This is a genomic window from Pseudomonas sp. BIGb0176, from assembly GCF_024810175.1.
Classification (GTDB): Bacteria; Pseudomonadota; Gammaproteobacteria; order Pseudomonadales; family Pseudomonadaceae; genus Aquipseudomonas; species Aquipseudomonas protegens.
This window is the reverse complement of the sequence record NZ_JANUEC010000007.1, coordinates 12,870-37,194: the sequence shown is the minus strand read 5'-3', so window position 1 is coordinate 37,194 and position 24,325 is coordinate 12,870. Positions and strand designations below refer to the sequence as shown.

At 64.5% G+C, this 24,325-nt stretch carries 22 protein-coding genes and 1 pseudogene; 8 read left to right on the top strand and 15 right to left on the bottom strand.

Annotated elements, in window-relative coordinates:
• Positions 1 to 206 precede the first annotated feature (206 nt).
• Positions 207 to 656, top strand: a complete 450-nt coding sequence (locus tag M2395_RS30335) for a DMT family transporter (RefSeq protein WP_041115753.1) — start codon at positions 207 to 209, stop codon at positions 654 to 656.
• A 6-nt stretch (positions 657 to 662) separates the two neighbouring features.
• Here M2395_RS30335 and M2395_RS30330 read toward each other — a convergent pair whose 3' ends face one another.
• A complete protein-coding gene (locus M2395_RS30330) occupies positions 663 to 1,517 on the bottom strand; it encodes a MaoC/PaaZ C-terminal domain-containing protein (RefSeq protein ID WP_123431180.1) in 855 nt (284 codons plus the stop codon).
• 2 nt (positions 1,518 to 1,519) lie between these two features.
• A complete protein-coding gene (locus M2395_RS30325) occupies positions 1,520 to 2,872 on the bottom strand; it encodes a 3-oxoacyl-ACP reductase (RefSeq protein WP_011059074.1) in 1,353 nt (450 codons plus the stop codon).
• A 130-nt stretch (positions 2,873 to 3,002) separates the two neighbouring features.
• On the opposite strand from M2395_RS30325, the gene M2395_RS30320 reads away from it, so the two are divergent.
• Positions 3,003 to 4,280 carry an acetyl-CoA C-acetyltransferase gene (locus tag M2395_RS30320; RefSeq protein ID WP_123431179.1) on the top strand — a complete coding sequence of 426 codons (1,278 nt, stop codon included), beginning with the start codon at positions 3,003 to 3,005 and terminating at the stop codon, positions 4,278 to 4,280.
• 83 nt (positions 4,281 to 4,363) lie between these two features.
• Here the strand turns inward: M2395_RS30320 and M2395_RS32000 are convergent, their stop codons facing one another.
• Together M2395_RS32000 and M2395_RS31995 are read right to left on the bottom strand one after the other, a co-directional pair.
• Positions 4,364 to 5,092: a methyl-accepting chemotaxis protein gene (locus M2395_RS32000; protein ID WP_370511280.1), complete on the bottom strand. Its 729-nt coding sequence runs from the start codon at positions 5,090 to 5,092 to the stop codon at positions 4,364 to 4,366.
• Between the two features lie 129 nt (positions 5,093 to 5,221).
• Positions 5,222 to 6,154: pseudogene (locus M2395_RS31995) on the bottom strand (cache domain-containing protein); the annotation flags it as partial.
• Positions 6,155 to 6,753: 599 nt separating this feature from the next.
• Between M2395_RS31995 and M2395_RS30310 the strand changes: the two are divergent.
• Positions 6,754 to 7,650: a PA4780 family RIO1-like protein kinase gene (locus tag M2395_RS30310; protein WP_011059077.1), complete on the top strand. Its 897-nt coding sequence runs from the start codon at positions 6,754 to 6,756 to the stop codon at positions 7,648 to 7,650.
• Between the two features lie 245 nt (positions 7,651 to 7,895).
• Here the strand turns inward: M2395_RS30310 and cueR are convergent, their stop codons facing one another.
• From cueR to M2395_RS30295, 3 genes are all read right to left on the bottom strand, one after another.
• Complete coding sequence (gene cueR / locus M2395_RS30305) at positions 7,896 to 8,300, bottom strand: Cu(I)-responsive transcriptional regulator (RefSeq protein WP_011059078.1); 405 nt, start codon at positions 8,298 to 8,300, stop codon at positions 7,896 to 7,898.
• A complete protein-coding gene (locus M2395_RS30300) occupies positions 8,297 to 10,693 on the bottom strand; it encodes a heavy metal translocating P-type ATPase (protein WP_072451977.1) in 2,397 nt (798 codons plus the stop codon). The genes cueR and M2395_RS30300 overlap by 4 nt, the downstream gene beginning before the upstream one ends.
• Before the next feature lie 150 nt (positions 10,694 to 10,843).
• On the bottom strand, positions 10,844 to 11,227 hold the full coding sequence (locus tag M2395_RS30295; RefSeq protein ID WP_011059080.1) for a hypothetical protein: 384 nt from the start codon (positions 11,225 to 11,227) through the stop codon (positions 10,844 to 10,846).
• A gap of 145 nt (positions 11,228 to 11,372) precedes the next feature.
• Between M2395_RS30295 and M2395_RS30290 the strand changes: the two genes are divergently transcribed.
• Together M2395_RS30290 and M2395_RS30285 are read left to right on the top strand one after the other, a co-directional pair.
• Entirely contained in the window at positions 11,373 to 11,570 is a 198-nt protein-coding gene (locus M2395_RS30290) for a heavy-metal-associated domain-containing protein (protein ID WP_011059081.1), read from the top strand.
• A 93-nt stretch (positions 11,571 to 11,663) separates the two neighbouring features.
• Complete coding sequence (locus M2395_RS30285) at positions 11,664 to 12,860, top strand: multidrug effflux MFS transporter (protein ID WP_011059082.1); 1,197 nt, start codon at positions 11,664 to 11,666, stop codon at positions 12,858 to 12,860.
• Position 12,861: 1 nt separating this feature from the next.
• On the opposite strand, the gene M2395_RS30280 is transcribed toward M2395_RS30285, so the two are convergent.
• The 3 genes from M2395_RS30280 to M2395_RS30270 form a co-directional block, all read right to left on the bottom strand.
• A complete protein-coding gene (locus M2395_RS30280; RefSeq protein ID WP_015634024.1) occupies positions 12,862 to 13,038 on the bottom strand; it encodes a hypothetical protein in 177 nt (58 codons plus the stop codon).
• 143 nt (positions 13,039 to 13,181) lie between these two features.
• The gene (locus tag M2395_RS30275; protein WP_011059084.1) at positions 13,182 to 14,195 is read right to left on the bottom strand and encodes a zinc-binding alcohol dehydrogenase family protein; all 1,014 of its coding nucleotides are present in this window, start codon (positions 14,193 to 14,195) and stop codon (positions 13,182 to 13,184) included.
• 34 nt (positions 14,196 to 14,229) lie between these two features.
• A complete protein-coding gene (locus M2395_RS30270; protein ID WP_015634025.1) occupies positions 14,230 to 14,523 on the bottom strand; it encodes a putative quinol monooxygenase in 294 nt (97 codons plus the stop codon).
• A 116-nt stretch (positions 14,524 to 14,639) separates the two neighbouring features.
• On the opposite strand from M2395_RS30270, the gene M2395_RS30265 reads away from it, so the two are divergent.
• Both M2395_RS30265 and M2395_RS30260 read left to right on the top strand, forming a co-directional pair.
• Complete coding sequence (locus M2395_RS30265) at positions 14,640 to 15,551, top strand: LysR family transcriptional regulator (RefSeq protein WP_015634026.1); 912 nt, start codon at positions 14,640 to 14,642, stop codon at positions 15,549 to 15,551.
• 135 nt (positions 15,552 to 15,686) lie between these two features.
• On the top strand, positions 15,687 to 17,063 hold the full coding sequence (locus M2395_RS30260) for an MFS transporter (RefSeq protein WP_011059087.1): 1,377 nt from the start codon (positions 15,687 to 15,689) through the stop codon (positions 17,061 to 17,063).
• A gap of 78 nt (positions 17,064 to 17,141) precedes the next feature.
• Here M2395_RS30260 and M2395_RS30255 read toward each other — a convergent pair whose 3' ends face one another.
• The 3 genes from M2395_RS30255 to M2395_RS30245 all read right to left on the bottom strand — a co-directional run bounded on the left by M2395_RS30255 (position 17,142) and on the right by M2395_RS30245 (position 20,389).
• On the bottom strand, positions 17,142 to 18,095 hold the full coding sequence (locus M2395_RS30255) for an adenosine deaminase (RefSeq protein WP_123431178.1): 954 nt from the start codon (positions 18,093 to 18,095) through the stop codon (positions 17,142 to 17,144).
• Between the two features lie 180 nt (positions 18,096 to 18,275).
• Positions 18,276 to 19,241, bottom strand: coding sequence for a 2-oxoglutarate and iron-dependent oxygenase domain-containing protein (locus M2395_RS30250; RefSeq protein ID WP_015634027.1), 966 nt, complete (start codon positions 19,239 to 19,241; stop codon positions 18,276 to 18,278).
• Between the two features lie 65 nt (positions 19,242 to 19,306).
• Positions 19,307 to 20,389, bottom strand: coding sequence for a BMP family ABC transporter substrate-binding protein (locus M2395_RS30245; protein WP_077933295.1), 1,083 nt, complete (start codon positions 20,387 to 20,389; stop codon positions 19,307 to 19,309).
• 324 nt (positions 20,390 to 20,713) lie between these two features.
• Between M2395_RS30245 and M2395_RS30240 the strand changes: the two genes are divergently transcribed.
• Entirely contained in the window at positions 20,714 to 21,802 is a 1,089-nt protein-coding gene (locus tag M2395_RS30240; protein ID WP_011059091.1) for a calcium:proton antiporter, read from the top strand.
• Here M2395_RS30240 and M2395_RS30235 read toward each other — a convergent pair.
• Positions 21,799 to 22,806, bottom strand: coding sequence for an SUMF1/EgtB/PvdO family nonheme iron enzyme (locus tag M2395_RS30235; RefSeq protein WP_123431177.1), 1,008 nt, complete (start codon positions 22,804 to 22,806; stop codon positions 21,799 to 21,801). The two genes, M2395_RS30240 and M2395_RS30235, sit on opposite strands and share 4 nt — an antisense overlap.
• 112 nt (positions 22,807 to 22,918) lie before the next feature.
• Positions 22,919 to 24,277, bottom strand: a complete 1,359-nt coding sequence (locus M2395_RS30230; RefSeq protein WP_123431176.1) for an 8-oxoguanine deaminase — start codon at positions 24,275 to 24,277, stop codon at positions 22,919 to 22,921.
• Between the last annotated feature and the right edge of the window lie 48 nt (positions 24,278 to 24,325).

The window sequence follows — 24,325 nt, the reverse complement described above, 5'->3', positions numbered from 1 at the left end:
GTGATGAATTGTTTTAAAACAATGATTTGGTGTTTTTTAGTGTCCTTGGGAAGTGCTCGTTAAACTAAAGTTATATATATACAATTAATAGGCTGTTTTTGTGCAGAGTTCGCGGTACTTGCACTTTCCCGTTGGGGTTTAGTGGCTGGCAGGGGGATGGGGGGCCTGGTTTATACTGCGCCGCCCAAAACTCTCTGGAGCTCAATATGCAGATGCCGGTCTGGTGGCTGCTGTGCCTGCCGTTTGTTGCCGGGGCCTTTCTCGCCCTGCAAGCCGGAATCAACGGTCAACTGGCCAAGCAGGTCGGCGGGGTGCTGGCTGCGGCCCTGATCTCTTTTTTTGTCGGCACCGCGGCGCTGCTGGTGCTGGTGGTGCTGCAGCGCGAAATGCCGACCCTGGGTGCCCTCAAGGGCCTGACCTGGTGGCATTGGTGCGGCGGCCTGCTGGGGGCGTTCTTCATTACCACGGCCGCCTTTGCCGGGCCGCGGGTCGGCGCCCTGCTGTTCATGTCGCTGGTGCTGGCCGGCCAGTTGAGCATGGCTCTGGCGCTGGACCACTTTGGCTGGGTGGGGTTTCGGGAAGCGCCGGTCAGCCTCGGCAAGATTGCCGGATTGCTGCTGATCGTCGTCGGGGTGGTGCTGATCCGCCGGGGCTGAGGCCACTCAGGCGATGGGCTGCCAGTTGCCCAGCATATGCTGCAACTCGCCGCTGCCCAGCAACTGCAGTTCTCCGCTTGAACCCCCGGCACTGGCCAGCAGGCGCACTTCGCTGGGCAGCAGCACGGGCTTCATGAACTGCACCGTCACTTCGATGTTCGCTGCTGGCAGATGCTCGCTCAGGGCTGCCAGGGTGCGCGCCTTGTTCCACAGGCCATGGGCGATGGCCTGGGGAAAGCCGAACAGCCGGGCGCTCCAGGCGCTCAGGTGGATCGGGTTGTAGTCGCCGGAAACCCTGGCGTAGCGCCGGCCGATATCGCGCTCGGCGCGCCAGCAGGCGACTTCGCCGAGGTTGTCGGCGTTGGGCAAGTGTTGGCTGGAAGGTTCTCCCGCCAACTTGACTCCACGGCAGAGCATGCGGCTTTGCGCTTCCCAGAGGGGGCCCAGCAAATCGTCCACTGTGGTCACCAGGTCGAATGTTGCGCCTTTGGCGTGGGGTTGCAGGTTGCACACCTGGACCCCGATTCGAACGCTGCTGACATTGCCCATGGGGCGCAACACACGAATCCTGTTGCCCAGGTGAATCAGCCCCAGTAGCGGAAATGGAAAGTCCCGGGCAGTGAGCAGCTGCATCTGCAAGGGAAACGCCAGTACATGGGGGTAGGTCGCGGGCAGCAGGCCGTTATCGGCAAAGCCGCAGACCTTGCGGTAGCCCGCCAGTTGCCCGGGGGCCAGGCTGATCCAGCAGCGCAGGCCGTATTCGGGTAACTGCGTGCCGTTGATCCGTCGGCGCATTGCCGCTTTGAGAAACAGCGGCGGCAGGGACGCGGGCAGGTTCAGTTCGTGCCAGTGTGCAGTCATTTTCAGGCCCCCAATAGACTTTGTCCGCAGACCCGCAGGGCCTGCCCGCTGACGGCGCCGCTGCCCGGCTGGCCGAGCCAGGCCACCGCTTCGGCAACGTCCTGGGGCAGGCCGCCCTGGCCCAGGGAACTCATGCGCCTTCCAGCTTCGCGCAGGGCGAAGGGCACCTTGGCGGTCATCTGGGTCTCGATGAAGCCCGGCGCCACGGCATTGATGCTGATATCCCGGGCGTGCAGCAGCGGCGCCCAGGCCTGGGCCAGACCAATCAGCCCGGCCTTGCTGGCGGCGTAGTTGGTTTGCCCGCGGTTGCCGGCGATGCCGCTGATGGAGGCCAGCAGGATCACCCGGCCATGGTCGTGCAGGCGTGCGCTGTCCAGCAGGGCCTGGGTCAGCACCTGGGGCGCATTGAGGTTCACCGCCAGCACCGCGTCCCAGTATTCCGGGGTCATGTTGGCCAGGGTCTTGTCCCGGGTGATGCCGGCGTTGTGCACCAGGATGTCGATGCCCTCCGGCAGTTGCTCGATCAACTGTGCCGGAGCGTCTTCGGCGCAGATGTCCAGGCAGATGGCGCGGCCGCCGAGACGGGCCGCCAGGGCTTCCAGATCGGCCTTGGCCTGGGGCACGTCCAGCAGCAGGACCTGGGCACCGTCCCGGGCCAGGGTTTCGGCGATGGCCGCACCAATGCCGCGGGCGGCGCCGGTGACCAGGGCCTTGCGCCCGGCCAGCGGGCGGCTCCAGTCCTGGACCTGGGTCGCGCAGGGCTGCAAGCGGATCACCTGCCCGGAAACGTAGGCGCTCTTGGGCGAGAGAAAGAAGCGCAAGGCGCCTTCCAGCTGTTCTTCCGCTCCGGCTGCCACATACAGCAATTGCAGGGTGGCGCCGTTGCGCAGTTCCTTGGCCAGGGAGCGGCTGAAGCCTTCCAGGGCGCGCTGGGCGCTGGCGGCGAAGGGCTCGTCAAGGGTTTCCGGGGCGCGCCCGAGGATGACCAGGTGGGCGCTGGGCTCGAGGTTTCTCAGCAGTGGCTGGAAGAATTCCCGCAATTGCTTGAGCTGGTCTGTGTGCAGCAGCTCGCTGGCGTCGAACACCACGGCCTTGAGCCGGGGCCCGTGGCCGGGAATCCAGGGGGTGGCCAGGGACGGGTCGGCGCCATAGCTGTAGATGCCATCGGTCAGGCGCGGCGCCAGGGCGGCCACCTGCTGTGCCAGCGCGCCGCCGCCGAGCAACAGCGCACCTTCGATAGGCCGCAGGCGACCGGCTTGCCAGCGCTCCAGGCGTACCGGCGACGGCAAGCCAAGAGCCCCGACCAGGCGCTGGCCGATGGACGAGTTGGCGAAGTCGATATAACGGTCAGACATGGAACGCACTCCGAAGGTTGGGGTTCAAAGTGTGGACCATGAATGGCCCTGGGTCGTTCGATCGGCCAGATCCCTCCTACGCTGGAGGAGGTACCCACCGCAGTCGCACTCACAGAATAGGGAGCTTTCCATGACACAGCTGCGTCGCGTCGCGATTATCGGCGGCAACCGCATCCCCTTCGCCCGTTCCAACGGCCCCTATGCCACCGCCAGCAACCAGGCGATGCTCACCGCCGCCCTGGAGGGCCTGATCGAGCGCTACAACCTGCACGGCCTGCGCCTTGGCGAGGTGGCCGCCGGTGCCGTGCTCAAGCATTCCCGGGACTTCAACCTGACCCGCGAATGCGTCCTCGGCTCGCGGCTTTCGCCCACCACCCCGGCCTACGATATCCAGCAGGCCTGCGGCACGGGCCTGGAAGCGGCGCTGCTGGTGGCCAACAAGATCGCCCTGGGGCAGATCGACTGCGGCATCGCCGGCGGGGTGGATACCACTTCGGATGCGCCGATCGGGGTCAACGAAGGCCTGCGCAAGATCCTGTTGCAGGCCAACCGCGCCAAGAGCACCGGCGACAAGCTCAAGACCCTGCTGCAACTGCGGCCCCATCACCTCAAGCCGGAACTGCCGCGCAATGGCGAGCCGCGCACCGGCTTGTCCATGGGCGAGCACTGCGAGCAGATGGCCAAGACCTGGAACATTGCCCGCGCCGATCAGGATCAACTGGCCCTGGAAAGCCATCAGAAAATGGCCGCCGCCTACGCCGAAGGCTGGCAGGACGACCTGATCACTCCCTTCCTCGGCCTGACCCGGGACAACAACCTGCGCCCGGACCTGACCCTGGAAAAGCTCGCCAGCCTCAAGCCGGCCTTCGACCGTAGCGCCAGCGGCACGCTGACGGCGGGCAACTCCACGCCCCTGACCGATGGCGCCTCGCTGGTGCTGTTGGGCAGTGAAGCGTGGGCCAGGGAGCAGGGCCTGCCGGTTCTTGCCTACCTGCGCGACGGCGAGGCCGCGGCGGTGGACTTCGTCAACGGCGCCGAGGGGCTGCTGATGGCCCCGGTATACGCCGTGCCGCGCTTGCTGGCGCGCAATGGCCTGAGCCTGCAGGACTTCGACTACTACGAGATCCACGAAGCCTTCGCCGCCCAGGTGCTGTGCACTCTCAAGGCCTGGGAAGACCCCGAATACTGCAAGGCCAGGCTGGGCCTGGAGGCACCTCTGGGCAGCATCGATCGCGCCCGGCTCAACGTCAAAGGCAGTTCCCTGGCGGCAGGGCACCCGTTTGCCGCCACCGGCGGGCGCATCGTCGCCAACCTGGCGAAGCTGCTGAGTGTGGCGGGGCAGGGGCGCGGGCTGATTTCCATCTGTGCCGCGGGCGGCCAGGGTGTGACGGCGATCATCGAGCGCTGAGGTTCGTGGCCTTCCCCGGCACGCAGGCTCCTACACAGAAATGCCGCCCATTCGTAGGAGCCGGCTTGCCGGCGAAAGCGTCTTCAGGTCTTGAAGCGCCGTACCAGGGCGTCCAGCTCATTGGACAGCCCCGCCAGGCTCTGGGAGTCCAGGCGCGCCGAGTTCGCCAGTTCCGCCACCAGTTGCGCATCGCCATGGATCTGGCTGATGTGCCGGTTGATGTCTTCCGCCACCTGATGCTGCTCTTCGGCGGCGGTGGCGATCTGGGTGTTCATGTCGCGGATCACGTCCACCGATTCGCGGATCTGCCCGAAGCTGTTGCGCGCCAGGCCGATGCGGTTCACCGACTGCTGGGACACTTCCAGGCTGGCGTGCATCTGCTGGGTCACGGCGCTGGTGCGTTTGGCCAGGTTGCCCAGCAGCCCGTCGATCTCGGCAGTGGAGTCGGCGGTACGCTTGGCCAGGGCCCGCACCTCGTCGGCCACCACGGCAAAACCGCGACCCTGCTCCCCGGCCCGGGCGGCCTCGATGGCCGCGTTCAGCGCCAGCAGGTTGGTCTGTTCGGCGATCGAGCGGATGGTGCCGAGGATCGACTGGATGTCGGTGCTGTCGCGTTCCAGTTGCTGCATCGACTGCGCCGACTGTTCGATCTCCTGGCTCAGGCGATCGACGCTGTGCACCGCGTCATCGATCTGCTGCTGGCCTTCCCGGGCCTGGCGCTGGCCACTGTCTGCCGACTCGGCGGCCTGGCTGCAGGAGCGGGCCACTTCGTTGGCGGTGGCGACCATTTCGTGGAAGGCGGTGGACACCATGTCCACCGCTTCGCGCTGGCGCCCGGCGGCTTCGGCCATGTCGCTGGAGACCTGGGTCGAACTGTGGGAAGTGGCGAGGATCTTCTGCGCGGCCTGGCCGATGCTCTGGATCAGGTTGCGGATTGCCGCCAGGAACTGGTTGAACCAGTTGGCTAACTGCGCGGTTTCGTCGCTGCCACGGATATTCAGACTGCGGGTCAGATCGCCTTCGCCTTGGGCAATGCCTTCCAGGCCACTGGCCACGCCGCGGATCGGCCGCACGATGAGGCTGGCGAAACTCGCCCCGAGCACTGCGAACAGCACCGCCAGGATCGCGGCAATACCGGCAATGATCCAGGTCAGCTGGGTGGCCGCGCCCATGACTTCGTTCTGCTTGATCAGGCCGATGAAGGTCCAGCCCAGTTGCTCCGAAGGCCAGACGTTGGCCATGTAGTGCTCGCCGCCCAGTTCCACCTGCACCAGGCCTTTGCCGGCCTTGGCCAGTTGCGCGTACCCCTCGCCGAGGCTGCCCAGGGCCTTGAAGTTGTGCTCCGGCTGCTTGGGGTCCACCAGCACCGTGCCGTTGTTTTCCATCAGCATCAGGTAGCCCGATTCGCCCAGCTTGATCTGTTTGACGATCTCGGTGAGCTGCTTGAGCGACACGTCGACTGCGACCACGCCGCCCTGGGGGCCCAACTGGTTGGCCAGCGAGCGCACGGTGCTGACCAGCACCGCATCGTCGCTGGCCCAGTAATAGGCCTCGGTGCGCAGGGTCTTGCCCGGGTTGGCCTGGGCGGTCTTGTACCAGGGGCGTACGCGGGGGTCGTAGTTGGCCAGCTTCAGGTCGGCGGGCCAGGAGACGTATCCGCCGTTGCTCACGCCATAGGACACATAGGAATAGGCAGGATGGCTGGCGGCCATGGCGGCGAACAGCTCGAAGATTCGTTTGTCCTGCTCGCCTTCCGGGGCCTTCGCGGCATCGGCGCTCATCCAGGTCTTGAGGTTGTCGCCGGCCTGGGTGATCAAGGGTTGAGCGGCCAGGTAATCGATGTTCTGGCTGATGCCTTCGAAGAACAGCTGCATGGCGTTGGCCACTTGGCGGATCTCGCGGCCGCTGCCGTCGACGAAGGTGTTTTCGGCCTCGCTGCGCAGGTTGATCACCACCAGCGTGGCTACCAGCACCACGGGCAGGCTGGCGATGACGGCAAAGGCCCAGGTCAATTTCTGTTTGATGTTCATCCGCGCTCCAGTTTTTTGTAAGACCACGAAGTGCAGGCGACTCGCGGATTTATCGGCAGCTTGAAAGATGACGCTGATTGCATCCCTGGGGTGAAGTCGAGCCCGCGGCGATCGAACCTTGGCCGGTGGCTGACGTCTTTATTGGATTGTCGGACAAACTCCCTGTCTCTCTGAGGGCTTCGGCTGGCGCCGGGCAATATTGAGCCTCAGGCAGAAAAAAACTTCCGCGGGCAGGCCCGCGAAGGGGCTGGCCTGAGTGCCACTGATGGACGGTTGCGGACGCCGTCTCGGCTATGATCCTTGACGGCGTCGATGGATTGATCTGGCACATTGAGTGCATTGCTGTCGCTCGGTGGTCGGCAGCCCTTTCCCGTCGTGGGAGGATTGCCGTATAACGAGTGACTTTCGCGTGTTTGGTAACAAGGGACCCACAATAAAAGCTGATGAAGACTCCAAAACGCATTGAACCGCTGATCGAAGACGGTCTGGTAGACGAGGTGCTGCGCCCACTCATGAGTGGTAAAGAGGCAGCTGTGTATGTGGTGCGCTGCGGCAACGAGCTACGTTGCGCCAAGGTCTACAAGGAGGCGAACAAACGCAGTTTCCGTCAGGCGGCGGAGTATCAGGAGGGGCGCAAGGTTCGTAACAGCCGTCAGGCGCGGGCCATGGCCAAGGGCTCGAAGTTCGGGCGCAAGGAAACCGAGGACGCCTGGCAAAACGCCGAAGTGGCGGCGTTGTTCCGCCTGGCCAATGCCGGGGTGCGGGTGCCCAAGCCGTTCGACTTCCTCGAAGGTGTGCTGTTGATGGAGTTGGTGGCCGACGAGTACGGCGATGCGGCGCCGCGGCTCAACGATGTGGTGCTGGAACCGGACCAGGCCCGTGAATATCACGCCTTCCTGATTTCCCAGATCGTGCTGATGTTGTGTACCGGCCTGGTGCACGGTGACCTTTCCGAGTTCAACGTGCTGCTGACTCCGGATGGCCCGGTGATCATCGACCTGCCCCAGGCGGTGGATGCTGCCGGCAACAACCATGCCTTCAGCATGCTGGAGCGTGACGTCGGCAACATGGCGTCCTATTTCGGGCGTTTTGCCCCGGAACTCAAGGGCACTCGGTATGCCAAGGAAATGTGGGCCCTGTACGAGGCTGGCACCTTGCATCCGGGCAGCGTGCTGACCGGCGAGTTCGACGACCCCGAAGAACTGGCGGATGTCGGCAGCGTGATCCGCGAGATCGAAGCGGCGCGCCTGGACGAGGAGCGTCGCCAGGCAGTACGCGCGGCGGATGATGCGCCGCCGGGCAAATCCGAAGAACCACCGCCTCCGCCCTGGATGCAGTGATGCCATAAAAAAATCCGGCCTTGGCCGGATTTTTCATTCCCGCAAACTACCCGGCCCCTTGGCCCCTTGGCCCCTTGCACCTTGCATCTTGTAGCCGCTGCCGAAGGCTGCGCACGGCCCGAAGGGACGCAGGGATCTTGAGGGCGCCGAGGTCTGGCGGGAGATCGCCAAGCAAGGTCCTGCGGGCCTTTTCGCAGCCTCGCCCAGTGCTCGGCAGCGGCTACATGGGCCGGCAGGTCACAGGCTCAGGATCCGCAGCAACTGCCCGAGGCCAGTTCCTTGAGGATCGGGCAGTCCGGGCGGTGGTCGCCCTGGCAGTGCTCCACCAGGTCCTGCAGGGTGTCGCGTAGCCCTGCCAGCTCGCGGATCTTCTGGTTCAACTCGTCGATATGCTGGCGGGCCAGGGCCTTCACATCGGCGCTGGCCCGCTGCCGGTCCTGCCACAGGGTCAGCAGCTTGCCCACCTCTTCCAGGGAAAACCCCAGGTCCCGGGAGCGCTTGATGAAGGCCAGGCTGTGCAGGTCGTCATCGCCATACAGGCGATAGCCGCTGTCACTGCGATGGGCGGGCTTGAGCAGGCCGATGGACTCGTAGTAACGGATCATCTTGGCGCTCAGGCCGCTCTTTCGGGCTGCTTGGCCGATGTTCATTCGGCGTTCTCCAGGTCTTTGGGTTTCCAGGTTTTCAACAGTAGCGCATTGCTGACCACGCTGACGCTGGACAGCGCCATGGCCGCCCCGGCGAGCACCGGGTTGAGCAGGCCGAAGGCCGCCAGCGGGATGCCGATCAGGTTGTAGACGAAGGCCCAGAACAGGTTCTGGCGAATCTTCGCGTAGGTCTTGCGGCTGATTTCCAGGGCCGCCGGGATCAACCGTGGATCGCCGCGCATCAGGGTGATGCCGGCCGCATGCATGGCCACGTCGGTGCCGCCGCCCATGGCGATGCCGATGTCCGCCGCCGCGAGGGCCGGGGCGTCGTTGATACCATCCCCGACCATGGCCACCACGCCGGTCTTTTTCAGCTCGGCCACCGTGGCCGCCTTATCCGCCGGCAGCACTTCGGCGTGCACGTCGGTGATGCCCAGGGCGTCGGCCACCACCTTGGCGCTGCCGCGGTTGTCGCCGGTCAGCAAATGGCTGCTGATATGCCGTGCATTGAGTTGCTGCACCGCCTGCAACGCGCCGGGCTTGAGGGTGTCGCCAAAGGCGAACAGTCCCAGCACCCGGGATTGCGGGCTCTGCTCGATCAGCCAGGACAGGGTCCGGCCTTCGTGTTCCCAGTCCCTGGCCGCCTGGGCCAGGTCGCCGGGGTTGAGGCCGCTTTCTTCCAGCAGGCGGCGGTTGCCCAGGGCCAGTTGGCGGCCCTCCAGGGTGCCGGCGATGCCTCGCCCGGTGAGGGACTGGCTGGCGCTGACGTCAGCCACCGGCAGTTGGCGTTCCTGGCACAGGTCCAGCACGGCCTTGGCCAGAGGGTGCTCACTGCCGCGCTGCAGGGCACCGGCCAGTTGCAGCACGCTGTTTTCATCGCCTTCCACCGCCTGCATATGGGCGATGCGCGGGGTGCCGGAGGTCAGGGTGCCGGTCTTGTCGAAGACCACCGAACTGACTTCGTGGGCCCGCTCCAGGGCTTCGGCATCCTTGATCAGGATGCCGTGGCGGGCCGCCACGCCGGTGCCGGCCATGATCGCCGTGGGTGTGGCCAGCCCCAGGGCGCAAGGGCAGGCGATCACCAGCACCGCCACGGCGTTGATCACCGCGGTTTCCAGCGGTGCGCCGTACAGCCACCAGCCCACCAGCGTGATCAGCGCCAGCACCAGGACAGTGGGCACGAACACCTGGCTGACTTTATCCACCAGTTTCTGGATCGGTGCCTTGCCGGCCTGGGCGTCTTCCACCAGGCGAATGATCCGCGCCAGCACGGTTTCCGCCCCCAGGGCCAGGGTGCGCACCAGCAGCCGGCCTTCGCCGTTGATGGCGCCACCGGTGACCTTGTCGCCGGGTTGCTTGGGCACGGGCAGGCTCTCGCCGCTGATCAGCGCTTCATCGGCATGGCTCTGGCCTTCGATGACTTCGCCGTCCACCGGAAAGCGCTCGCCGGGCTTGACCAGCACCAGGTCACCCAGGCGCAAGGCGCTGATCGCGACTTCCTGTTCGCGGCCGTCGATGACCTGGATCGCCCGTTCCGGACGCAGGGCCTCCAGGGCGCGGATGGCACTGGCGGTCTGGCGCTTGGCGCGGCTTTCCAGGTATTTGCCCAGCAGCACCAGGGCGATTACCACCGCCGAGGCCTCGAAGTACAGGTGCGGCATGCTGCCCGCGGCGGCGGTGGCCCATTCGTACAGGCTCAGGCCATAGCCGGCGCTGGTGCCCAGGGCCACCAGCAGGTCCATGTTGCCGCTGCCGGCGCGCACGGCCTTCCAGGCCGCGACATAAAAGCGTGCACCGAAGATGAACTGCACCGGGGTGGCCAGGGCGAACTGGGCCCAGGCCGGAAGCATCCAGTGCAGGCCGAACGGCTGCACCAGCATCGGCAGCACCAGGGGCAGGGCCAGTAGGATGGCCAGCACCAGGCTCCAGCGCTCGCGTCGCAGGTTCTGCTGTTGCTCGTCGCCCTGTTTCTGCTCGGCCTGCCACAGGCTGGCGGAGTAGCCGGCCTGGGTCACGGCATTGATCAGCAGCGTCGGGTCGACCTGGCCCAGCAGTTCGACATGGGCACGCTCGGTGGCCAGGTTGACGCTGGCGCTGCGGACGCCGGGGAGTTTGTTCAAGGCGCGTTCGACTCGCCCGGCGCAGGTGGCGCAGGTCATGCCGCCGATGCTCAGTTCGACGGCTTGCACCGGCACGCTGTAGCCGGCGTTTTCCACGGCTTCCAGCAGGGCCGGCAGGCTGTCTTGCGGTGCTTCGACCCGAGCCTGTTCCGTGGCCAGGTTGACGCTGACCGTGCGAATGCCGGCGACCTTGCCCAGGGCACGCTCTACGCGCCCGGCGCAACTGGCGCAGGTCATGCCGGCAATCGGCAGGTCGAAAGTGGTTGATTCAGGCATGGCGACGCTCCCTGTGAATGTTGCCTACAGGATCAACCTTGCCACGCAGGCAAGGTCAAGGGGGCATTGCACGGGTGCTTCATTTTGTCCCAGGGGCTGCTCGCAGTGCGCGAACAGCAGGCCCCCGGGAGCTCGGCAGGGGGCGGGGTGTCAGTATTCCAGGGCGGCGGGCTTGAGGTACATGCCCGAGGCGTTCATGGCGATGCGGAACTTCAGCACATCGCCAGCCCGCAGGCTGATGTCCTGGGAACTCGGGGCAAGCAGCCCGGCGTTGCAGCCCGGGGCCTGGCCTGGCAGCAGTTTCAGGCGCAGGGAAACCTTGCCCGGCGGCAGGTTGAACGAGGCGCTCTGTTCCTGGAACAGCCGACCGGCGAGCTGGTCCTGGATGTACAGGCCGATCTCGCAGGACGTGGCGACTTCCAGCCGCTCCCTGGAAATGATCAGCACGCCGTAGTCCTCTCCGGCGGCCAGCGCCGATGGGGTTGCCGCGAACAGGCCCAGGAGGCCGACGAGGCTGAAAGTTGACCAGCGCATGGCTGAATCTCCCGCTGTGGTGTCGTAAGACGTGCAGCTTGGCCGAGCGCGCCGCCGATTTCCAGCCCGGCAGATCAATCCGGAACTTGACCTTGCCACGGTGGCAAGGACAAGACTTGCTCCAACCCAATACAGGAGAAGCGCAATGCAAGTATTCAACGTTCAAGGCATGTCCTGCGGTCACTGTGTGCGTGCCATCACCCAGGCGCTGCAAAGCAAGGACCCGGCGGCCACCGTGCGGGTGGATCTGGCGGCCAAGGAAGTCGGAGTCGAGAGCCGCCTGTCCAGCGATGAGGTGATCAGCCTGATCAGCGAGGAAGGCTACGCGGTCAAGGTTGCCTGAGCCTTTTTATATAGTTAGCGACCTATCGGAATGTTCAAGGCGTCCAAGCGCGGCTAGACTGTGCGACCGCTGACCAACGCTCGTTTGGATGCCATGAACCTCCGCACAATCCTGATTCTCGGCGCTCTGAGCGCTTTCGGCCCGCTGGCCATCGACTTCTACTTGCCGGCCTTCCCCTCGATGGCCCTGGCTTTCGGCACCGATGAAAAACACGTTCAGCTGACCCTGGCCGCCTACTTCCTCGGCCTGTCCATCGGCCAGTTGGCCTATGGCCCGGTGGCCGATCGTTTTGGCCGGCGCCTGCCGCTGCTGGCGGGGGTGGGCCTGTTCACGCTGGCCTCCCTGGCCTGCGCCTATGCGCCGAACCTGGAATGGCTGATCGGCGCACGCTTTGTCCAGGCCCTGGGCGGATGCGCCGGGATGGTGATTTCCCGGGCCGTGGTCAGCGACAAGTGCGATGCGGTGGGTTCGGCCAAGGTCTTCTCCCAACTGATGCTGGTGATGGGCCTGGCCCCGATCCTGGCGCCAATGCTGGGCGGCCTGCTGGTCAACCTCTACGGCTGGCAGTCGATCTTCATCATGCTCACGGTGTTCAGTGCACTGTCCGGGCTGGCAGTGGCCCTGGGCCTGCCGGAAAGCATGCCGGCCACCCGCCCGCGCCTGCCTCTGTCCGGGGCGCTGCGCCAATATGGCCTGCTGCTGTCGGACCGGGTATTTCTCGGCCATGCCTTGACCGGCGGGATCGCCATTGCCGGGATGTTTTCCTATATTGCCGGTTCGCCCTTTGTCTTCATCAAGCTCTATGGCGTGCCAGCGGAGCACTTCGGCTGGTTCTTCGGGATCAATGCCGGGGGCTTCATCCTGGTGGCGCAGATCAATGCGCGCCTGCTGGCCAAGCGTGGCCCGGCGTTCCTGCTGGCGCGCACCGTGTGGATCTACCTGGCAGCGGGCCTGACCCTGCTCGGCGTCAGTGCCTTGCACACCAGTGCGCTCTGGCCGCTGCTGCTGCCGCTGTTCGTGTGTATCGCCAGCCTGGGCTGCATCATTCCCAATGCCGCAGCCTGCGCCATGAATGGTCAGGGCGCACGGGCCGGCAGCGCCTCGGCGATGCTCGGTTGCCTGCAATTCAGCGTGGCTGCAGGGGCGGCGTACCTGGTGGGTGTGCTGCATGACGGCAGCGCCATGCCGATGGCCATGGTCATCAGCCTGTGCGGTGTGCTGGCGGTGAGCATGGCGGTCATGACCCGGCGCTTGCAGAATGCCCGGGCGCTGAAGGCTGCCGAGCTCTGAGTCAGCCGGTGGCGCGCTGGCTCTGGGGAATCGGGTGGGGGGCTTGCAGGCGGCTTTGCAGGGTCTGGGTGAAGGCCCGGGCTTCGGCCTCGCTGCGGAACGTCACCACATGCTGGTCGAGCCGCACCTGCCATTGAGAGCCCTGGGGGTGTGCCAATTCTTTTATCAGGATCTTCATTGCTGACCTCCTAACGGTAAAAGACTGCGCTGCAAGGGCCCCCAGTGTAGACCCGAATACGGTCACAAATATGACCGGAATCAACTCTCGGACTGACGGCAGCCAGCACCTTTTACCGGTGCCGGCTGCCGTTCGTTAACGCCTCAGAAACCTTCGAGGACGATCTTGCCGCGAGCCTTGCCGCTCTCCAGCAGGGCGTGGGCGCGGCGCAGGTTGGCTGCGTTGATCTGGCCGAAGTGCTCACCCACCGTGGTCTTCAAGGTGCCGGCGTCAATCAGTTCGGCGACCCGGTTGAGCAGCACGTGCTGCTCTTGCATGTCGGCGGTTTCGAACAGCGAGCGGGTGTACATGAACTCCCAGTGCAACGACAGGCTCTTGCGCTTGAGCTTGGTCACGTCGAGGCTTTTCGGATCGTCGATCAGCGCCAGCTTGCCCTGGGGTGCCAGGGCTTCCACCAGTTGGTCGAGGTGGGCATCGGTCTGGGTCAGGCTGGCGACGTGGGTCACCTGGCCTGCGCCAATGCGCTGGAGTTCGGCGCTCAGTGGCTGGCTGTGGTCCACCACCGCATGGGCGCCCAGCTCGCGGACCCAGGCCTGGGTCTGTTCACGGGAGGCACTGCCGATCACCTTGAGGCCGGTGAGCTGACGGGCCAGTTGGGTGAGGATCGAACCGACCCCGCCGGCAGCGCCGACGATCAGCAGGCTCTGGCCTTTGTCAGCCGGCTCCTGGCTGATCTGCAGGCGTTCGAACAGCAGCTCCCAGGCGGTGATCGCGGTCAGCGGCAGGGCGGCGGCCGCGGCGAAGTCCAGGCTCTTGGGCATGTGGCCGACGATCCGTTCATCCACAGTGTGCAGCTCACTGTTACCGCCGGCCCGGGCGATGGAGCCGGCGTAGAACACCCGGTCACCGACCTTGAACAGGCTGACGTCGCTGCCCACGGCCTTGACCACCCCGGCCACGTCCCAGCCCAGCACCTTGGCCGCGCCACCTTCGGGCTGGACGTTCTGGCGCACCTTGGTGTCCACCGGGTTGACCGAGATGGCCCTGACTTCCACCAGCAGATCGCGAGGGCCGGCCACGGGCTCGGGCAGCTCGATGTCTTGCAGGGACTTGGGATCGTCGATGGGCAGGGAAGCGTAATAGGCGATGGCTTTCATGTTGAGTTCCTGATGATGAGTAGGGAAAAAAGGCTCAGACAATCAACTGCAGGCGCTTGAGCTCGAAGTGCTCGATCGCCTCGCGGGTCTGATGGAGGAAATGCCGGAAGTGCGCGGTGTTGTTGTGAAACTCAAGGGCTGCTTCATCGTCCCAGCGCTCCAGCACGTAGAAGGTGCCCGGTTGCTCGGCATCCTGGTGCAGCTCGTAGTACTGGCAACCGCTTTCCTCACGGCTGGGCGAGACCAGGGCGCTGAGCTCGCGCTTGAGAACGTCTTGCTGCTGGGGCTTGGCGATCAGGGTGGCAATCGCGGTGAAGGCTTGGGACATGTGGGCTTCCTCAGGTGCTAGGCGATGGGAGGGATGATTGGCTATTTCTCCCGAGGATAAAACCGGCTAAAAGAGCAGGCTCTTTCAATATTTTTTTGATAATCCAGGAAAGCCTCATGCTGCGATTCGATGACCTGCAGTTGTTCGTGCGTGCCGCAGACCTGGGCAGCCTGTCGGCGGCGGCCCGGGTCATGGACCTTTCGCCTGCGGTGGCCAGTGCTGCCCTCAAGCGCATCGAGGAACACCTGGGCGCACGGCTGCTGGCCCGTTCCACCCGCAGCCTGCGGCTCACCGCGGAGGGCGAGGGCTTTCTCGAATACGCCCGGGCGGCCTTGAGCAACCTGGATGAAGGCCGGCGCCTGCTGGCCAGCGGTCAGGATCAGGTCAGTGGCGTGTTGCAGCTTTCTGCCCCTTCGGATTTTGGCCGCAATCTGCTGTTGCCCTGGCTCGACGAGTTCCAGCGTGAACATCCCAAGCTCAGCGTGCGCTTGCTGCTGGGGGACCGGATTGCCGACCTGTTCCGCCAGCCGGTGGACATTGCCCTGCGTTACGGCGAACCGGAGGACTCCAGCCTGGTGGCGCTGCCAGTGGCTCCGGACAACCGCCGGGTGCTGTGCGCCGCCCCCAGTTATCTGGCCCGCTACGGCGAGCCGCGCCAGCTGGAGCAACTGGCCCAGCACAACTGCCTGTTGTACATGCTCGACAGCCGGGCTCATGACCTCTGGAGCTTTCATGACGGCAAGCGCGAGGTGAGCCTCACCGTCAGTGGTGACCGCCTGAGCGACGACGCCGATGTGGTGCGGCGCTGGGCCGTGGCCGGTGAGGGGATTGCCTACAAGTCCTGGCTGGATGTGGCCGCCGATGTGCTGGCCGGCCGCCTGCAGATACTGCTGCCGGAACTGCGCTGCGAAGGCGCGTCGCTGAACCTGCTGTGCACCCACCGGGCGCACCTGAGCAAACCGGTGAAACTACTGCGTGACCTGCTCCAGGAGCGTTGCGCGCAGATCAGCGCGCAACGCCCGCGATAGGAGCCGGCTTGCCGGCGAGCCTGGGCACCGTGCCCTCGGCGTCGCTGGTGGACGCGAACAGGTCGCCCTCGGCAATCAGCCCCGGCCTCGATCCCGCACACTCGGGCGGTCAAGCATTCAACCGGGGGAACGGGCATGGGCATACAGGAATACAGCGCCGCAGAGCGCCTGGAACGGCTACCCATCAGCGGCTATCACCGGGTGATCTTCATCATCATCGCCCTGGCGTTTTTCTTCGACTCCATGGACCTGGCGATGATGACTTTCCTCCTCGGCTCGATCAAAACCGAGTTTGGCCTGAGTTCGGCCCAGGCCGGCCTGCTGGCCAGCTCCAGTTTCTTCGGCATGGTGCTGGGCGCCTCGCTGTCGGGCATGCTTGCCGACCGCTATGGGCGCAAGCCGGTGTTCCAGTGGAGCATCGTGCTCTGGGGCGTGGCCAGTTACCTGTGTTCCACCGCCCAGAGCGTGGACAGCCTGACCCTGTTCCGGGTGTTGTTGGGGATCGGCATGGGCATGGAGTTTCCCATCGCCCAGTCGATGCTCTCGGAGATGATTCCGGCCCAGCGTCGCGGGCGCTACATCGCCCTGATGGATGGCTTCTGGCCCCTGGGTTTCGTCGCCGCCGGGGTGCTCTCGTATTTCCTCCTGCCGCTGATCGGCTGGCGTGACATCTTCCTGGTGCTGGCAGTACCGGCGGTGTTCGTGCTGGTGATCCGCTTCTTCATTCCCGAGTCACCGCGCTGGCTGGAACAGGCCGGGCGCCACGCCGATGCGGATCGGGTGCTGTGTGGCATCGAAGACAAGGTGCGCGCTTCCCTGGGCACGGCGCAATTGCCGGAGCCGCTGCACCTGCCGCGTATCGACAGTGCGCCGGGGCACTTTTTCTCGGCACTGAAGCAGATCTGGTCGCCGCTCTATCGCCAGCGCACGATGATGATCTGGAGCCTGTGGTTCTTCGCCCTGCTGGGCTTCTACGGCCTGACGTCCTGGCTCAGCGCCTTGCTCCAGCAGTCCGGTTTTGCGGTGACCCAGTCGGTGTACTACACGGTGCTGATTTCCCTGGGCGGGATTCCCGGGTTCCTCATGGCGGCCTGGCTGGTGGAGCGCTGGGGGCGCAAGCCGGTGTGCATCGTGACCTTGCTCGGCGGCGGGGTCATGGCCTTCTTCTACGGGCAGAGTGCGGTCTTTGGCGGCAACGTCAGCCTGCTGATCGGCACCGGGCTGCTGATGCAGTTTTTCCTGTTCGGCATGTGGGCGGTGCTCTACACCTATACCCCTGAGTTGTACCCGACGTCGGCCCGGGCTACGGGCTCGGGGTTCGCTTCGGCGGTGGGGCGCATCGGTTCGCTGTTGGGGCCGCTGGTGACCGGGCTGGTGTTTCCGTTGACCGGGCAGGGCGGCGTATTCGCCCTGGGGGCGGCGTGCTTCGTGATTGCCGCGGGGGTGGTCTGGCTGTTCGGGATGGAAACCCGGGGCAAGACCCTGGAGGAGTTGAGCGAGGCGGGGAGCTGATAGAGACGGGGGGGACCTGTTCGCCGGCCAGCCGGCTCCTACAGGTTCGTGTAGGAGCCGGCTGGCCGGCGAAGGCCGTTACGGCTTGACCAGCCGTGCATCCAGGCTGTTCTGCGCCAGGCGCCGGGCCTGGTCCTGGGTCATGCCCAGGTCGGTGTGCAGGGCGTGGAAGTTCTCGGTGACGTAGCCGCCGAAGTAGGCCGGGTCATCGGAGTTGACCGTGACCTTCACTCCGCGCTCCAGCATTTGCAGGATGTTGTGCTGGGACATGTGGTCGAACACGCAGAGCTTGGTGTTGGACAGCGGGCACACAGTCAGCGGGATCTGCTCGTCGATGATCCGCTGCATCAGCCGCTCGTCTTCGAAGGCACGTACACCGTGGTCGATGCGCTGGATCTTCAACAGGTCCAGGGCTTCCCAGATGTACTCCGGCGGGCCTTCTTCACCGGCGTGGGCGACGGTCAGGAAGCCTTCGCTGCGCGCGCGGTCGAATACCCGCTGGAACTTGCTCGGCGGGTGGCCCATTTCCGAACTGTCCAGGCCCACGGCGACGAATGCATCGCGAAACGGCAGCGCCTGGTCGAGGGTTTTCTGCGCCTCTTCTTCGCTCAAGTGGCGCAGGAAACTGAGGATCAGGCCGCTGGTGATGCCCAGTTGCCGCTCGCCATCTTTGAGTGCGCTGGCGATGCCGTTGAGCACCACTTCGAACGGCACGCCACGGTCGGTGTGGGTCTGCGGGTCGAAGAAGGGTTCGGTGTGGATCACGTTCTGTTCTTTGCAGCGCAGCAGGTAGGCCCAGGTCAGGTCGTAGAAGTCCTGGGAGGTGCGCAGCACGTCGGCGCCCTGGTAGTACAGGTCGAGGAATTCCTGCAGGTTGTTGAAGGCGTAGGCCTTGCGCAGGGTCTCGACGTCGCTCCAGGGCAGGGCGATCTTGTTGCGTTCGGCCAGGGCGAACAGCAGTTCCGGTTCCAGGGAACCTTCCAGGTGCAGGTGCAACTCGGCCTTGGGCAAGGCGTTCAGCCAGTCATACATGGTGTCGTCTCATCAGGTGCAGGCGGGCGCTGCGAGAGTGATGCGCTGCCGGGGCCGTGCCCTTCTGTGGGGAACTGGCTGTGGCTTGCGGCTTTCGCCAGGTTTTCACCGGGCCCGAAAAAGCCGCCATTCTACATCTGGCGGCGCAAATGTTCGGCAAAACCTGACCGGGGGGGGCGGTCAGGCCTGCTCCAGCTCCCGGCGGTAGGCGTAGGTATCGGCAAAGCGCGAGAGCAGGAATTGGGCGCAGGTGGTCACCGGGTACTTGGCCGGGTGCTCCGCGTCCTGGCAGCCGGGCAGGCATTCGATGCGGGTGTCCGGGTGCGGCTCGGCGAAGAACGGCATCGAGTAGCGGTCCACCCCCAGCGGGCTGATGACCCGGTGCGGGGTCGACAGGTAACGGTCGTTGCTCCAGCGCGCCATCATGTCGCCGAGGTTGACCACGAAGCTGCCGTCGATGGGCGGGGCGTCGATCCACTGGCCCTTGACGTTGCGCACCTGCAAGCCGCCAGCGGCGTCCTGGTAGAGCAGGGTGATGCAGCCGTAGTCGGTGTGGGCGCCGGCGCCTTGCTGCTCTGCGCTGCTGGCGGTGTGGCGCGGCGGATAGTGGATCATCCGCAGCACGCTCACCGGGTCCTGGAAGCGGCGGTCGAAGAAATCACGTTCGATGCCCAGGGCCAGGGTCATGGCCCGCAGCAGGGTCTGGGCCAGGGCCTGCATGTCCTGGTAGTGCTGCTCCATCAGGGCTTGCCAGCCGGGCAGGTCAGGGTGGCGGTTGGGCCCGCGCAGGGGTTTTTCCGCCAGCACGTCCGGGTGCTCGGCCGGCAGGTGCAGGCCCATGTCGAAAGTTTCCTTGAGGTCGCTGGGCTTGCTTGGGTCCAGCTGCTCGGTGGCGATGGCGCCGTAGCCGCGATGGTGACGGCTCTGGGTGATATCGATCTTGAGTTTTTCAACACTGGGCAGGGCGAAGAAGTGCTTGGCCGTGCTCAGCAATTGCTCGATGCGTTGTGCACTGATCGGGTGACCCTTGATGTAGAAGAAGCCCCATTCTCGACAGGCGCGGTCGATCTGCTTGGCGACACTGTCCCAGCCTTGCTGCTCATCCTGATACAGCGGGCTGATATCGATGATCGGCAGTTGATTCATGAAAGTGCTCCCATCCTGTTGGCGGTCCGTCGTCGCTGGCGGATGCTCCGACAGCGACGGCCAGATTATTTGGGGATGTCCGCCTTCAGGCCTTCGACGTAGTAGTTCATCGAGGCCAGTTCGGCATTGCTGGCGCTGACCCCCGCGGCGATTTTTTCGACCCCGGCCTGGTCCTTGATCGGGCCGGTGAACGGGTGGAACTCGCCGCTCTTGATGCTGGCGATGATCTGTTCGGCCTCGGTTTTCACCGGGGCCGGCAGCAGGTCGCTGAGGGGCAGTTCAACCGTACCCTCTTTCAGCCCACCCCAGTAGTCCTGGGGTTTCCAACTGTGGTCCATCACCCCCTGGGTGGCCTGGATGTAGTGCGGGCCCCAGTTGTTGACGATGGAGGTCAGCACCGCCTTGGGGCCGAAGTGGGCCATGTCCGAGGCATAGCCCACCGCGTACACGCCACGCCGTTCCGCGGCCTGGATCGGCGCCGGGCTGTCGGTGTGCTGGAAGATCACGTCGGCGCCCTGGTCGATCAGGGCATTGGCGGCGTCGGCTTCCTTGCCCGGATCGAACCAGGAGTTGACCCACACCACCTTGATCTCGGTGCCCGGGTTGTATTTGTTCAAGGCCAGCTGGATGGCGTTGATGTCGCGGATCACCTCCGGAATGGGGAAGGAGGCGACGTAGCCGATCTTCTTGCTCTTGGTCATCTTCGCCGCGAGGAAACCACCCACATAGCGGCCCTCGTAGGTGCGCGCCAGGTAGGTGCCGAGGTTCTTGTCCTGCTTGTAGCCGGTGGCGTGTTCGAAGGTCACCTTGGGGAACTGCCTGGCGACCTTCAGCGTGGGGTTCATGTAGCCGAAGGAGGTGGTGAAGATCAGGTCGTAGTTGTCCTTGGCCATGTTGCGGATCACCCGCTCGGCGTCGGCGCCTTCGGCTACGTTCTCCACGTAGTTGGTCTTGATCTGGTCGCCGAATTTTTCCACCAGGGCCTTGCGCCCCTGTTCATGCTGATAGGTCCAGCCGTGATCGCCTATGGGGCCGATGTAGACGAAACCGACCTTCAGCGGATCGGCGGCGCTGGCGGAAAGGCTGGCACTCAGGCCGATGGCGGCGGCCAGGGTGCAGAGCAACTTGTGCAACGGGCGTGTATGCATGAATGGGAGCTCCATCTTGTTGTGGGGGGCTGGGGCGGCAAGCACTGGAGGGCAATGCAAATAGCTGACCAACAGGACAACAAAGATGGCCGTTGCGCCGGCGAGGCGGTTTCTACGGGGGCTTTGGGGCGCGCTTTTCGCTGGCAAGCCAGCTCCTACGGGGCTGGAATGCAGGAGGCCGCTTGCCGGCGAAGGGCTGTTCAAGAACCAACCCGGTGCGCGGCGCCTGGGGCTGGTGCACTAACATGTAACGAAACGTTAGTGACTTGGTGCAGTCTTTCAGTCATCTCCTGTACTCGTTTTTATTCCCGTCAAAGGACTGCAATGCTCAATTCCCTCAAGCAAGAAAAGTTTCTACTGCTTGCGCTGCTGGCCGCCGTGGCTGCCTATCCGCTTGAACACCTGTTGCTGGGCAGTGGCCAGGGCATCGCCCTGGGCGCCGGGCTGGTGCTGATCGGCTTTATCGTCATGGCTTCGATGCGCGTCGCCCACCACGCTGAACTGCTGGCGGAAAAGGTCGGCGACCCCTACGGCACCATGATCCTGACCCTGGCCGCGGTGCTGGTGGAAGTGGTGATCCTGGCGATCATGATGAGCAACGAAGCCTCGCCGACCCTGGTGCGCGACACCATCTACTCGGCGGTGATGCTGGACATCAACGGCATCCTCGGCCTGGCCGCACTGATGGGCGGCATCAAGCATGGCGAGCAGCCCTACAACGACGACTCGGCGCGTACCTACAGCGTGATGATCCTCACCGCCATGGGCGTGTCGATGGTGGTGCCGGAGTTCATCCCCGAGGCCGACTGGAAGGTCTACTCGGCCTTCACCATCGGCGCCATGGTGGTGCTCTATACCCTGTTCCTGCGCATGCAGGTCGGGCCGCACAGCTATTTCTTCAGCTACAGCTACCCGGAAAAACGCCGCAATAAAGAGGCCCAGGAACAGCCCCATGCCATCAACCTGGCCTGGAGCATCGGCATCCTGGTGTTCGGGGTGGTGGTAATCGGCGCCCTGGCCGAGGTGATGTCCAAGACCCTGGACCTGGGCCTGGAAGGCACGGGCGCACCGCCGGTGATCACGGCGATCCTGGTGGCGGCGATTTCCGCCGCGCCGGAAATCCTGACCGCCCTGCGCGCCGCCCTGGCCAACCGCATGCAGTCGGTGGTCAACGTGGCCCTGGGCGCTTCCCTGTCGACGGTGATCCTCACGGTGCCGGTGATGGAGGCCATGGCCTTGTACACCGGCCAGCCCTTCCAGATGGCCATGACCCCGGTGCAGACGGTGATGGTGTTCATCACCCTGATCGTCAGCGCGATCAACCTCAACGATGGTGAAACCAATGCCATAGAAGGCATGACTCACTTCGTGCTGTTTGCGACCTTCATCATGCTGTCGCTGCTCGGTCTTTAAAGGGGTTGCGCCGACTGGATAGCGCAGCGAAAGCTGACCCCGGGGGCATTCCAGGCCGCGAGTGCGCCCCAACGCCAACGGCGGACGGTGCTGGCCGAAGGAGAAAAGGTCGGGTCGTTGGCAAACTTGTTGTTGGCGCCCCGTTGCGCTCGATAAATGCCTGTTTCAGGCCCTTGCGGGTTCTCCACGGGAGATTCGCGGTAGTAGTGTTTGTCGTACCAGTCGTTGACCCATTCACTGGCATTGCCGGTGAGGTTGTAGAGGCCCAGCGGGTTAGGCACAAACCTGTCCACGGCGAAGGTTTCGTTGTCGTCAGGGGCCGGGAAGTTGCGGCCGTAATCCAGATTGCCATTGTCGGTGGCGAACATCACCGGTTGGCCGCGGTTGCGCGCCGCATATTCCCATTGGGCCTCGGTGGGTAGATCGACGGGATAGCCGCTGAGTTCTGCCAGCCAGCCGCAATAATCCTTGGCTTCTTGCCATTCTTTAGACGCCGGGGCGGGCAGGTTTGCCTGGTAAAGGTGCTTCATCTCGGCGAGTTCGCGCAGTTTCGCGTCGAACGGCGGCTTGCCTTGCGCGAGGAAGAACAGATCGAAATCGCCCAGGGTGGTTTGCAACGAGGACAGGTAATAGCTGCTCAATTTGACCGGATGAACGAAGTCGTCATCGACCTCGAGGCTGATCCGCTCCATTTTTTCCGGGGCCACGCCACAGGGCCATTGGCACAAGGCCTGTGGGTCGAAGCCACGGGGCCAGCCGAAATCCCCCATCTGGAATTCGCCACCTTCAATCAGCACCATGTTGTCCATCGAACGCACGACGGTGTTGAGCACCGCATCGCGGACTTGCGGGGACAGGTCCGGGTATCTGCGGCTGATGGTCGAAGCAATGTCTGCAACTTTTTCAGGTGACAGCACTTTGCTGGCGGGGCCTGCAACCTCCTGTTTCCCACAGCCCGAAATCAGCAGCGCGACGCAGAGCGCCAGTCCGTGCTTTTGTTTCACGTAATGTCCCTATAACGGTTCGGATGAGGGCGGCAAACTAACATGTTTCCTCCCTCTGATACCGTTCAACGCACAGGCGAGGGATACGCTCCCTCGCCGTGGGCGCCAAAGATCAGGTGCCGGCGATCAGTTGCCGGGCCGCCTGGCTGTGATCGGCGATCAGGTTTTTCAGATCCAGCCCTTCTACCTGGCCATCAATCACCCGCCACTTGCCGCCAATCATGACCCGGTCCGCTCGATCCGCAGCGCACAACAGCAGCGCTGAAACCGGATCATGGCTACCCGAGAAACGCAGTTCATCGAGCTTGAACAACGCCAGGTCTGCCTGCTTGCCTACCGCCAGTTCGCCGATGTCGGTACGGCCCAACAGGCTTGCCGACCCCTGGGTCGCCCAGCCCAGTACACGCTCCGGGGTGATCTTTTCGGCGCCGTAACGCAGGCGCTGGATGTACAGCGCCTGACGCGCTTCGAGGATCATGTTCGACGCATCATTGGACGCCGAGCCATCCACGCCCAAGCCAAACGGCGCACCCGCATCGGTCAGCTCGATACTGGGGCAGATGCCGGAGGCCAGGCGCATGTTCGAACTCGGACAATGGCAGATGCCGGTGCCGGCGGCGCCCAGGCGGGCAATTTCATCCGGGTTGAAGTGGATGCCGTGGGCCAGCCAGGTACGCGGACCGAGCCAGCCGACGCTGTCCAGATAATCCACGGTACGCAGGCCGAAGCGCTGCAGGCAGAAATCTTCTTCGTCGAGGGTCTCGGCGAGGTGAGTGTGCAGGCGCACATCGAGCCCGTTGGCCAGTTCGGCGCTGGCCGACATGATTTCCGGGGTCACCGAGAACGGCGAGCACGGCGCCAGGGCGATCTGGATTTGCGCACCGTCGCCACGCTCGTGGTACTGCTGGATCAGGCGCTGACTGTCGTCGAGAATCACCTGGCCTTCCTGCACGGTCTGTTGCGGTGGCAGGCCGCCGTCCTTTTCGCCAAGGCTCATCGAGCCGCGGGTGAGCATGGCGCGCATGCCCAGTTCACGCACGGTTTCGACTTGCACGTCGATGGCGTTTTCCAGGCCGTCCGGGAACAGATAGTGATGGTCGGCGGCGGTGGTGCAGCCGGAGAGCAGCAGTTCGGCCAGTGCCACTTTGGTCGCCAGGGCGAGCTTTTCCGGAGTCAGCCGGGCCCAGACCGGGTACAGGGTCTTGAGCCAGGGAAACAGCGGCTGGTTGACCACCGGCGCCCAGGCGCGGGTCAGGGTTTGATAGAAGTGATGGTGGGTGTTGATCAGGCCCGGCAGCAGCACGTGCTCGCGGGCATCGAAGACCTGCTGGCAGGGGCTTGCAGGTTGCTGGCCGAGGCCCAGCACTTCAACGATCAGGCCGTCTTGCAGCACCAGGCCGCCACGGGCGTCGAGGGCATTGCCGGTGAAGATGGCCAGGGGATTTTTTAACCAGGTACGGGTCGCAGGCATGGTTGCCGGCTCCTCTGAAAGTGGGTTCAGGTTAGCCAGCTCAGTGAT